We start from the raw sequence: 12395 nt of genomic DNA, 5'->3' as shown, positions 1-12395 counted from the left end.
GCACAGCTGCTTTTCCCCATCGAGACATCAATACCAATAACATCATGTTGTTCCAAAACTAACATCTCCTAAAAAGAGTACAGAACTACTCCGGGATTAACTCCGGCTATTCTAATTTCCTAAACGCGGTCTCGAAGACCAACATACTTAAACCTGAATTACTAGAGATAATGGCGGTGATCAGTTTAATATAGGGACTCGAAGTCCAAGAGAGTATGTGCGATCTTTAGCTCCATATACCTACTGTAATTCAAAAAGCTCTGTAAAACCTGAATCGGTTTTACAGAGCTAATCTTAGTATGTTAGCACAGACTATTGCCAATTTCACCGCGCACTGTGATCCGCATCCTGACGCAACTTCCGCAACCCCTGCTCGTCTACCTCTAACCGCATTGTTCCGGTATCTAAATCGACGACCGCGTGAACATCCACCGTGCCGATACCAACGGCTGTGGCCTCCCGCTTCAAACGTAGCGTTGAACGATCGGTCACCACTTCATATTCTTTTTCCAAGTAAGCTTCCTCCTGACTTGAACGCGCCATAAGTCTAGCACGCTGGTCAGTCGGTTTTAACTGAAACGTCTTACAAATAATTTTATAGACCGTCCCCTTAACTTATCTGGCTGACGGTCAAAAAACATCCCCAAGAGGCCATATGATGCCGCCCCTGGGGATATTTTATCTTCTAGTTCTGTTGGTAAATCTGTTTGAGCGTCTTTAAGTCCGCTGATGATAACTGCGTCTTACCTTGATCGATTGGATACATCACTGAACTGGTGGCACTACTATGATCCAATCCGAGGGCGTGGCCCAATTCATGAATGGCCACAGATCGACGGGCCGACTGGCTATAGGTCAAGTTTAAGCTAGCCGTCGCCGCGTTCACCGTCTTCACACCCGTTAAACTGATTCGTTGCGTAATTTTAGGTCCACCATGGCCCAATTCAATGGTTCCCTGCTGATTGGCAACCTTCTTGTGATACCCACCAAAGGTGATTTGATTGGCACCCTTAGGGGCCGTTCCAGCAATCAGCTTCACAACTCCCGTGGCATTGTAGGTGGCAACAGCCTGTTGGAAGACTGCCCGCCCCCGCGCGGATAAATCATCGCTGAAGCGATAGTAATAGGTCGAACTTAACGTTACGCCTTGAACAATGGACTCCACCGGTGTTCCGGTGGTTCCAGTCGATTCAGCCGACTGACTACTTGAACTCCGCCAAATGTAGCCGCTGGCGGTCGTCTTACCGTCACCAGAAGAACTACCCGCTGACCTACTATTTTTCCCGTTGAGTGAATTTGTGGCTAAGTAACTGGCCACCTTTGCTGTTAGAACGTCACTATAAACTTTCGCTTGCGTGGAGAGCGCCGCAACCGCTGCTGGCTGGGTCTTGACCCACCAGCCCGCGCCGACCAGCATGAGGAGCACGACTAGTCGCCTTAATATTTTCAACCGTAAATCTTCCTCTCTCAATCATGTGATGAACCGGTCCGGTTTAACCGATTGTTTGAATTCTAGCCTAAAACATGCAGGAACACCACCATTTATGCGGGCCGCTAAGCGTTTACCAGGGAGGTCCACCAACTAAAAATGGCGTCCCCTCAACGTTTGCTGATAGGACGCCACTATTCGTTAAATTAGTCTAAAGCCACTAATAAAATTTAGCAAAATCACTTTTGTGGCCCGCAAAATATTCTTATTTATAGACATCATTTCGCTTAGCTGCTTTCACAATCAAAACCATAAATTTTCCATCCTGAATATCAGCAATTATCCGATAATGACCAAATCTGTATCGCCAAAAAGTTCCTAGGCTACCTTCTAGTGCTTTCCCCCACGCCCGCGGATTAGAAGCACCCTCAATATGATCATCTAGCCATTTAACCATTCGACGTTGCACTTGCGGGTCCAGTTTCTGAAAATCTTCATCTGCTTTCTTGGCAAATTCCCAGCTATAGGTTGTCATTCTAATCCTAACCGGTGTTTAATCTCTTCCCGAGAAACTTTTTCACCATGACTTGCCTCAAGATTGCTTGCTGCATCGCGATAATCAGACTCATCTTCGAGTCGTTCTAAAATCGTTTTACGCATAAATGTCGTCACTGGTTCACCATAAAATTCAGCTAATTCTTTAACTTGCTTATACTGATCGTCTTTAAACCTTAATGATGTAACAGTCATGTCCCCACCTCCTACAGTGAATTATATCATGGGTAGGCTTCGTCTGTAGCCTAATTGCTCAATATTTACAGTATGATTCATCACAAAATAGCCGACCCGACAGATAACTGAGCCAAGTGTATTGACTAGGAAAAGTGTCTCCCCAAACAATCATTTTTAAAATAATCGGATCAAGTAAAGCTTTAACCAGAAATTTAAGATTCTTAAGAGCATTTACCAACCTACAAACCGGTCGTAATCGATGCACCCAATTAAGTAAAAAGCATCTCAGACCAAATTATGCCTGAGATACTTTCTTTACGCTTATCTTCTCACCGTTTGTCCAAATGGCTGACTAGGAGAACATCAACTAAACAAGTGCTGATATGTGAAATCTGATTCCCAAATGGGCAAACCCACCACAAGAATCAGAACAAACCTTCAAACGACGATTAGTTCTGCCGTTTGCGGTCAAGCCCCCTGGCTAAGCCTAGTAATCCTAACGACAAACTGCCCAGCACCGCCAACCAACTCTGACTGTCATCACTCGTTTGCGGCAACTGCGTGGCTGAGCCAGTCGTTTGGTGAACTGGTTGTGAGTCAGACACTAAGTTCTTGGCAGTAACCATTTGAGCCGCTGCTAAGTTAGCTGATTGACCGGCCGTGGAATGAATTTCCCACAAACCAACTGCCTTCGTTCCTTTTACTCCGCCTGTTGTTGCGGCAAGGGGCTTCTTGGGCGTGGTGCGCTTGATTGGTTTAGTAACCGGCGTCTTCGTTCCTGGTTGCTGACCAGTCTCCGTCCCACCAGCGGGCGTAGTTCCTGGCGTTTCGGCCGGCGTAGTTGTCCCCGTACCTGAACCGCTAGTACCTTCACCCGGTGTGGTCGTCCCCGTGCCAGTATCCGTCTTGGCAGTCACCGTGATGGTATTCGTGGCCGTCGTCACTTGGCCATTTTGATCCGTAAATGTGTACGTAACGTGGTAAGTTCCTGGCGTTTTCGTCACATCCGCAGCCAAAACTGTTTGCCCATCAATTGTCGTAATTTTTGGCGTTACGGTGACCAGGCTACCATCTACATCAGTAGCCATAATCGGTGCTGGTGTCCAGGCATCCCCAACGGTCAAATCGGTGGTCGTATCAGCATAGTTTAAGTTTGACTGATTGGGCGCCACAGTTAACGTGTTGGTGGCACTATGGTTAGTGCCCCTTTGGTCGGTAAAGCTGTACGTCACCGTATAAGTCCCTGCCGACTTTGTCACATCTGTTGCTGCCACAACGTTGCCTTGAGCATCCGTAATGACCGGTGACACAACCACTGCCGTCCCGTCAACATCAGTGGCAGTTACCGCAGCCGGCGCCCAGTTTCCTCCAACGTATAACTTGGTAGTCTGATCCGTATAATTTAAATTAGCTTGATTAGCGGCCACAGTTACGGTCGCCATTTTGGCTAAGCTCACGTCATCCGCACTATCCGTGTAGGTATACGTCACCTGATAAGTCCCCGGTTCCGTCGTGCTAAGACTCTCAACCGGCGTAGTCGTGCCATCACTTCGAACTTGAGCGTACGTCACCGCCAGTTGTGACACCGTCAGCGCAGTTCCATTTTCATCAGTGCCACTGACAAAACCGTCGGCTGGTTGCCAGGATTCACCTACAAATAGGTTGGCATCCTGTACAGTCAAAGTAATTGGCAGTGACTTCACCGTCAACGTTGTGGTGGCCTGACGCGCGACGTTATCGGCATCAGTAAAGTTGTACACCAACTTGTAGTTTCCAGCGGGCGCAGAATCTAGTGCACTGACACTATTCCCATCGGCATCCGTAATGGTCACGTTCAGCCGATCAGCTGGCACGGCAGACCCATCCGTATCCGTGGCGGAAATCAAATTGGTGGCCGGTGTCCAAGCCGTCCCAGCCAAAATTGACTTGGGGGCAACACTCAAACCAGCTGTCGAACCCGTTGCGAGTTCATTAAGATAGACGGTATAAGTTGACCCTTGTACCGCCAGCGTGGTGCTATCGGCAACGCTAGGGGTGTAAGTCATGGTATCAGTTGCAGTCCCCGAACTCACAGCAATGGCATCAGAATATTTGCTAGTATCTAGTTTCAAAGAAGACGTCGCTAACGCTGACAGTGAAATCACGTTTCCACGTTGATACATCGACCCATCTTGGCCGATTGATGTGACACTGCCGAGTGCCTGACCGGTGGTCCCGTCAACGATGTTATAGGTGTCGGTAACGTTCACGTGGACGTAGGTGAGTTGTGGCAGGGCAATGTTTCCTCGATTACCATTAGGAATAACTAAACCAGCAATATTAGCGTCAGGGGCATCGATTCCTAAGCTAGCAGTGGTAATCGTTGGATAGCTCCCACTATTTTTAACGGTTGATACAGCTAAATTACCAGTCCCAGCGAAAAGGACGCCATCCGTGGCTAAGTCAGCGTAATTCTGTGCATTAATGTTATACGCAGCCGGCAGCGAGGTATCCTCTGCACTCCCCGTATGAAGCGTAAGTTGAAATTTTGGCATGCTTGTTTTATCTTGTCGAGAAATTTTAGCGCCATCATTTGGACGGAAATAATACACCTGCCGACCGTCATTCGTATTATTCAATCGGTACGCCGTTAATGATGAAAAATCAGTATAGTCCAGCTGAAAAACCGCATCCGTATTGATCATCTCTACAAAATCTGTCGCCGCAGATTGCGCATTTGCCAATGAGCTCGTGATACCGGTTGGTAGGATAATATAAAATCCCCACAGCTGACTGTTCAAGCCATACGCAGTGGTTGACATATTTGTGGGATTATACGGATACACCGTAACGGCCGCTGTTGCGTTATACAAGGTATACTTGCTTTTAGTGGTCACAAAAAAATTGGCATAGTTGTATTCACCGGTGCTCTCCTGCGTCGTGACAACGGGGGCAATATCTTTCCCCGCCGTAATGACATCGCCATCAATGGTTTCTGCCACACTATCTAGACTAGCTAACATTGGTGTTACGGCCGTGTCTGGCACCGCCGCGCCATCAGTAAAATTGCGTAACAACTGTTTTCTACTGAATGCTGGGGCGGCCACCTTCAACGCATTGGAATCCGGAGTGACTGCGATCTTTCCTGCGGTGCTAGGCGCCGAGCTTACCTTTTCGTTAGCTTCACTATTATCTTTGCTAGTCGCACCTGCCGGAGCCGCAACAGACGCTGGGGCGGCCGCCGAGGAGCCTGGTTTGGTCGCAGTCGACTGAAGTGGTGCACCACTAGAGGCACTGGAGCTGGCAGGCGTCGCCCCACTAGTTGCCATAGAACTGGCCGGCTTAGCACCCGTGACTGTTGCCGCGGTACTGCTGGGTGTCGCCTCGTTCGGCTGTGTATTTTCAAGCACCGTCTTCGCCACTGTTGCAGAATCAGCCACTGGATCACTGACACTCTCAGCAACCCCAGCTACCGTGGCCGCATGAGCCCTGGGTGCGCTGACGAACAAACCGCCCAGCAACGCCACCGTTGAGATACTCCCAACCAGCCAAAACTTGCCAGCCTTGTATAGCTTATAATGTTTCTTTTCTATTTGACCGCTGCTTTCTTGCCAGACCCTTCTCGCCATCATAATCGATTCCCGCTTTCCCTCGCTCACTCACGTACCAGTCATCTACTGAATAAACAAAACCAATTCATAGTAAACTAGTTACAAATAGCAATTGTTTTCTATAATGAAATAGTACCATAAATTGACCAAAAATCGCGACAAATTCCAGTAATATGAAAACGTTTTAGAAGAAGCCACTTCGGCGTTATAATAGGATTCAGCTTGGATAAGCCTTTTCAATTAGTCATAAGCGATTTTAAGCTTTCGTTAAGTTAAAGACGTGTAAAATTCAGCACTCCCCATAAATAGTAACATCGCATTATCTTATGGCCATACATAAGTCATGGGGATTACTTTCATATTTTATGCAAACAGAGCAGTTGAGTTAAAACAGAGGTTCAAGATGATGAAACCCTCATGAACAAATTCTAAATATATACGACGAATAATTTCATTACAAAAGGCCAACTTCCAGCGAAGTTGGCCTTTGAACTGTGTCTATTTCAATAAATATTTTGCGTCCAGCTCATGGTCAAATGAGGTCAAAATCTTGGGACCATCATCCGTCACGACCAGTGTGTGTTCATACTGACAGCTCAAGCTGCCATCCAACGTCCGAATGGTCCAGCCATCATCGGCCGGATCACTGCAGCCCCAGTCGCCGACGTTGATCATTGGTTCAATCGTCAACGTCATACCGGCCTTTAAGCGCGTCCCGTGACCAGCTCGGCCAACGTGCGGAACGTCCGGATCTTCATGCATTGTCGGTCCAATACCATGGCCAATGTAGTCACGCACTACGCCGTAACCCATCTGGTTTTCAGCATATTCTTGGATGGCTGCACCAATGTCACCAATCCGGTTACCCACGACAGCTTGGTCGATTCCCAGGTAGAGCGACTTCAACGTCACATCCATCAACTTCTGAACCTCTGGTGACGCTTGACCAGCCACGAAGGCATGACAAGCATCACTCAAGTAACCGTCGTAGTCGATGACCGTATCCATTTTGATCAGGTCGCCCTCTTTGATCAAAATATCTTTGCTGGGACAACCATGACAGATCATGTCGTTCACACTGACACAGGTTGAGTACTTGTATCCTTCAAAGTTTAGTTCGCCAGGTGTGGCACCGTGGTCAACGATGTACTGATAAGAAAAATGGTCAATATCCCAAGTCGTAATCCCAGGTTGAATGTACGTTTCCAACTCGTGAAACAAACCCACTAGGATGTCGCCCGCCGCCTGCATACCGGCAATTTCTCGTGCTGATTTTAATGCTATCATGTTTCCTCCTGAAATAACTGAATGTCGTTTATCTTTGCTTTATTTAGTATACCCTTTATTGCGAGAAAACAAAGAGCGTGAGACAGCAGGCTCATTGATGTCGCACGTTTCAGCAAAAATTAGTTTAAAAATACAGCAAGGGCCTGGGATAAGCTCCCAGACCCTTGCTGTATTTTCTTCATCGTTACGGGTTACTTAACAAAGGCATGACTGGCGGTGATGTACCCACCAGTAACGTGGTAACGTAGAACACCCTTATCAGAGTAATCCCAACCGGTAACTTTCAAGCTTGTTGCTCGCGTCACGTGACGCAACTTATGCTTCAAGTTCACATCTCGGTAAAGGTTGAGACCTTGCTTGATGGTCACACGCTTCACTTGATGATGTTTCCCAGCTTGGACCTGTTGCTTGTTGGCGGTAATGAATTGACCATTTGTCAGCTGGAAACGCACGTTGGCTTTCTGCGTCACGATGCGTTTCACCTTCAGAATTTGACCTTGACGGTAAGTGTGCTTGACCTTACCCGTCAATTTGACATTACCGTAGGCTTTCAGCCCCTTAGCACTGATCACTGTCAAAATCTTAGGTGCCTTTTGGTAATCTGCATTCTGGACAAACTTAGCACTAGCCGTGATGTAGCCACTCTTGCCGTACGTCTTTGAATGACGGTTAATATCCCGAACGTGGTAACGGGCGTGACCACCCTTGGTCGTCGTGCCCAATACCTTGAACTCAGGTTGGCGCATCTGTGGTTGTTTCTTAAACGTTGCTAACCGGTTAGCCTTGGAGAAGGTTGGCTTCCGATACAGCGCTAAGCCCTTGATGGCCACGACTTTACCTGGTTGCTTAATCGTTTCGACTTGGTCACCAGCGCCTTCAGAAATGACGGGAGTTTCCGTCTTCAAATCAGCTTGGGCCTTGGCCAAAGCCGTCAACACGGCTGTAACATCCTTAGCGGTTGCCTTCGCATCAGCCAAGACCTTTTCCGCTTGAGTCAGCGCCGTCTTGAAGGCTGTTTGACTATCAGCCGTGTAACCCTTCAAGTCAATTGCCTGAGCTGCAGTCAATTTTTGCTTCAACGCTGCTTTATCGACCTTGTCATCAGTTTGATGGCTGGCACCAGCGTTGCCACTACCAACATGCGTGATTCGTGCCAGCTTCGATTGAGTCTGGACCAAATCAGCCAGTACACTCGCAATTTCAGCAACCGTTGTCTTTTCAGCTACTAGAACTTGCTCAGCCTTGGCCAGTGCGGCTACGAATGGCTTTTGACTGTCAGCCGTATAATCCTTCAAGTTGACAGCCTGAGCCGCCGTGACCTTCTGCTTCAGCTGTGACTTGTCCAGCTTAAGTGCTGCTTGGGCTTTGGCCAGGTTAGCAATCGCGTTGTCGATCGCCTTACCCGTTGCCTTTGAATCTGCCAGCACTACTTGGGCCGCGTCCAGCGCTTGCTTAAAGCTGGCTTGACTATCGGTCGTGTAGCCCTTCAAATCAACCTGCTTGGCTGAATCAATTGCTGCCTTAAGGTTGGCCGTATCGAACGTCAACCCTGTCTGCGCCTGGTCTAAAGCAACCATAGTGGCCGCAATTTCATTGACCGTGGCATCATCCTTAACCAAGACCTGCTTAGCATCTGCCAGAGCTTGCTTAAAGGCGGCTCGACTGTCAGCGGTGTATTTATCTAAGGTAACTGCTTCAGCAACCTTAACCAACTTCTCAAGTTCTGTTTTGTCTGGAACCAGCGCAGATTGTTTCTTGATCAAATCAGCCAGGACATCCTCAATCTCATCAACGGACGCCTTAGCATCAGCCAAGGTCTTTTCAGCCGCAGTCAGTGCCGCTTTGAAAGGTGCCTGACTATCAGCGGTGTAGCCCCTCAGATCAACGTTCTTGGCGATTTTTACCATATTGCCAAGTTCCAACTTATCTGGCAACAACGCGTCTTGAGCCGCAACCAGTTTGGCAGTGACTGCATCAATTTCGTTAACCGTGGCATCCGCCTTACCCAAGACCTGTTTAGCTTCATCTAAGGCTTGTTTGAAGACTGCTTGAGAGTCGGCCGTATATTTCTTCAACCCAACTGTTTCAGCTGCCTTAACCTTCTTTTCCAGTGGTGCCTTGTCCGGAACCAGTGCAGCCTGCGTCTTAGCTAAATTATCAAGTGCGCCGTCAATGTCTTCAACCGTCGCTTTGCTATCCTTCAAAACTTTATCCGCCGTAGCCAAAGCTGCTTTGAAAGGTTCCTGACTGTCTGCCGTGTACTTCTTCAAGTCAACAGCTTGAGCATCGGTCAGCTTTTGCTTCAACGTTGACTTGTCCAGTTCAAGGGCTGCTTGTGCTTGAGTCAAACGTGAATCGGCCTTGGCAACCTCTTCTGCAGTAACTTTCCTATCTCCGGAAATGGCCTTTGCTTCGCTTAATGCTTGCGTGAAACGGTCACGACTCTCAGGTGTGTACCGCTCTAAGTCTAGCTTTTCAGCTGCAGCAATCGTCGCATTCAGCCGAGTCTTGTCCGCTACCAGGTTGTCCTTGGCATTATCCACGTCGGTAATCATTGAATCAATGGTTGCCAGAGTAAATGCATCATTATTCAGCATCAGTTCCGCGGTCGTCAAGGCATGTTGGAAGGCTTCCTTGTTTTCAGCCGTGTACTTGGACAAGTCAATCTTCTTAGCTTCAGCCAACTTACGGCCCAGGGCTACCTTAGCCGCAGCGAGGTTCCAGTTGTGGGCCTTCAGTTCAGCCTGATCAACGACCTTGCCATCCACGTCCTTCGTGACCAGCTTCATCTTCTGACCATCAACTTGAACGGTCAGGTAAACCTTCTGATTCTTATCCTCTTGCTTCTGGATGTAATCCCAAGCTTCTGGTTCATTTGGCAAGATGTCATACGTCTTGTCCCCGGTATGACCAGCAGCTACGTAGGTCGTCCCCTTCACCTTGTCTTCCTTACCAGCAACTAACGGCTTCGTCCGCCCATAGGAGTGATCATGACCACTGAAGACCACGTCGATGCCTAGCTCATCACATACTGGTGGCAGCATTTTGTGGAACATTGAGGACTGTGAATCGGCTGGGTTCTTATTGTATGGTGGTTGGTGGGTCGCAACGACCTTCCAGGTCTTATTTGACGCCTGCATGTCCTTACGCAACCAGTCCAGTTCCTGCTTCATTTCTTCAACGTTGTCGGTCCACCCTAGAGAAGCGATGTGCACGTTGCCGTAATCGACTGAGTAAGTGCCCTTCTTGTTGACCGGCGCACCGTTATGGTCTGGTGTTCCCAGCATGGCAGTTGCTTTGCTCCCGTCATCCCCCATGTACTCGTGGTTACCAAGCACGTGGATCATGTCCAGAGAATCGTAAACCTTATGCTTATTGAACATTTCAGACGTGACGTCGGCCTCGTTAAAGATGGCTTGGTCATCGTTAAAGTCACCCACATGAAGGGCAAAGTCAGGGCGGTTCTCGTCCTTTTCTAAGCGATCCACGATCTTGTCAAAATCAGCTAATTGAGAGGCTGAGTTGACCTGAGTATCTCCGAACACGTTAAAGCTCAACTTGTCGGTATCAGTCAACGTCTTGAAGTGCCGGACGTCTGACCACTTGTCACCATTCCCCACGCGATAAGCATACTCGGTTCCCGGCTTCAATTCCTTAGCCGTCACACTGTTGACCCGGATGGCTTTGCCGTCACTCACGTAAGTAAACGTCTTCTGCTCACCCTTGTAATCCTTGAATGCCTTCTCGTGGTCCGCCTGATATGCCTCGTCGGTTGCCACTTGCATAATGGCGTCCTTAGTATCCGTTACCGGATTCGTAAACCAGGTAATGGTCTTTTGCGTCGCTGGATCCTGCGTGGACCCGGCTAACAGGTTGGATGGCGTATCAGTCTTGGCTGGCGTGAATACTTGAACCAGCGTCTTAAAGCTGCGTTGCGTCCCCTTCGTTCCGAACAAATTAAACTTACCAGCGTTAGCCGACAGCTTATCACTCGTCAACGTTCCCTTGTCATCAGTCTTACCGATAACTTCGGCTGCTTCACCAGGCTTGGCCATGGCTAAGTCCACGCCCGCAACCGGGTTATCTTGACCATCCACAACGGTCACACTGCCGGCCTTGCCGACAATCAATTGGCCGACCTTCAGCTGATAATCAGACTGAATTTTAGCTTTGATGGGCTGGGAAGAAACGGTATTGATCATGTCAGCATTGTTGCTAGTATCATTGAACGTCACACTGCCACTCGTTAACTGATATGTCAGTGAAGTACCATTTTCCGTTTCGGCAGGCGTTTCAACGGTCACCTGAGCCAGAACGTCTTTACCAGCGGAACTACCCTGCGTGTCCTTGATATGCAGCTTTAGTTCACCAGTCTTAGCATCGTAATCATAGGTGTTGTCCTTAGAATCGTTTGCAAACTTCACGCCCTTGACTGGGAAACCCTTGCCCAACTGAACGGTAAATTCACCATTCTTGATGTTGGTTAAATCATCGGCAGTCAACTCAAACGTTGTGTTGCCACCCAATTGGGCCGTGTCGCCCTTGATTTTGCCTAAGGTGATGCCAGTCTTGTTACCGGACTTCATTTCAAAGTAGGTGTCCTTGTCAGTCCGGTTCCCAAACTTATCGTAGGCCACGACCTTCACGTGATGAATGCCATCGCTGTATTGATACCCGCGTAATGTCATCGTCCCATCGGGATCAAACGTGTACTTCGTACTGTCCGTGGTCCGGTCAACACCATCAATGTAAATCTTGTTCTTTTTCCAGTCGATACCGGACATGTTTGGATCATCCTGGTCATCGTGGACCTTCGCAGTGATGGTAATTCCTTGCTTATTGAAGGTCTTATCCGCCACGGAAATGTCATCCACAATTGGGCTCTTTAAGTCATCCACGTTGGCCCCATAAACGGCGCGGATGTTATCCACGAAGATACTCCCCTTCGTCCTCGGCGCACCATCTGGGTTACCAGCCTTAAGTGCCATGACCCGAACCACTTGCTTAGGGAATGTCTTAAATGGTCCCTGATAGCTCGTTGGAATTGGTGCTTCAACGTACTTCCAGCCTAACCAATCGATTCCTACTTTAGAGTCGGTAAAGTTTAAAGGTTTGGCCGTTCCCTTAGCATCATAAATCTGGCTTCGTAACCACAACCCTTGTGACTCTGGTGTTCCGTAGACCCACATCCCCAGAGCAGTTGGTGCACCAGGAATTTCCTTGGCATCCCCAGGACCAGCGTAAGCCCCCAAGGTCGTTCCTTTTTGTCCATGAGTCAGGTCAAACTTAACCTCCAAGGCGTGATCACCGAAACGAACTTGACCCTTACCAGGTTCGGCTAAGCCTAATTCATTGGC

The 12395-nt window shown here is 48.5% G+C and carries 7 protein-coding genes; all 7 read right to left on the bottom strand.

Annotated features, from left to right (window positions below):
- Positions 1 to 324 precede the first annotated feature (324 nt).
- The gene (locus EKM75_RS03310; RefSeq protein ID WP_125692096.1) at positions 325 to 513 is read right to left on the bottom strand and encodes a hypothetical protein; all 189 of its coding nucleotides are present in this window, start codon (positions 511 to 513) and stop codon (positions 325 to 327) included.
- A 172-nt stretch (positions 514 to 685) separates the two neighbouring features.
- On the bottom strand, positions 686 to 1450 hold the full coding sequence (locus EKM75_RS03305) for a matrixin family metalloprotease (protein WP_125692094.1): 765 nt from the start codon (positions 1448 to 1450) through the stop codon (positions 686 to 688).
- Positions 1451 to 1694: 244 nt separating this feature from the next.
- Positions 1695 to 1964, bottom strand: a complete 270-nt coding sequence (locus EKM75_RS03300) for a type II toxin-antitoxin system RelE family toxin (RefSeq protein WP_125692092.1) — start codon at positions 1962 to 1964, stop codon at positions 1695 to 1697.
- A complete protein-coding gene (gene relB / locus EKM75_RS03295) occupies positions 1961 to 2179 on the bottom strand; it encodes a type II toxin-antitoxin system RelB family antitoxin (protein WP_125692090.1) in 219 nt (72 codons plus the stop codon). The genes EKM75_RS03300 and relB overlap by 4 nt, the downstream gene beginning before the upstream one ends.
- A 431-nt stretch (positions 2180 to 2610) precedes the next feature.
- Positions 2611 to 5772, bottom strand: a complete 3162-nt coding sequence (locus EKM75_RS03290) for a bacterial Ig-like domain-containing protein (protein ID WP_125692088.1) — start codon at positions 5770 to 5772, stop codon at positions 2611 to 2613.
- Between the two features lie 477 nt (positions 5773 to 6249).
- A complete protein-coding gene (gene map, locus EKM75_RS03285) occupies positions 6250 to 7038 on the bottom strand; it encodes a type I methionyl aminopeptidase (RefSeq protein WP_125692086.1) in 789 nt (262 codons plus the stop codon).
- Between the two features lie 191 nt (positions 7039 to 7229).
- Positions 7230 to 12335, bottom strand: coding sequence for a DUF5776 domain-containing protein (locus EKM75_RS03280; protein ID WP_125692084.1), 5106 nt, complete (start codon positions 12333 to 12335; stop codon positions 7230 to 7232).
- Positions 12336 to 12395 lie beyond the last annotated feature (60 nt).

It is taken from the genome of Levilactobacillus tongjiangensis, from assembly GCF_003946345.1.
Taxonomy (GTDB): Bacteria; Bacillota; Bacilli; order Lactobacillales; family Lactobacillaceae; genus Levilactobacillus; species Levilactobacillus tongjiangensis.
This window is presented reverse-complemented; position numbering and strand designations above follow the sequence as displayed.

Coding starts and splice junctions, on each gene's coding strand:
- EKM75_RS03300 (WP_125692092.1), bottom strand. CDS start 1,964: ATGACAACCTATAGCTGGGAATTTGCCAAGAAAGCAGATGAAGATTTT.
- EKM75_RS03290 (WP_125692088.1), bottom strand. CDS start 5,772: ATGATGGCGAGAAGGGTCTGGCAAGAAAGCAGCGGTCAAATAGAAAAG.
- relB (WP_125692090.1), bottom strand. CDS start 2,179: ATGACTGTTACATCATTAAGGTTTAAAGACGATCAGTATAAGCAAGTT.
- map (WP_125692086.1), bottom strand. CDS start 7,038: ATGATAGCATTAAAATCAGCACGAGAAATTGCCGGTATGCAGGCGGCG.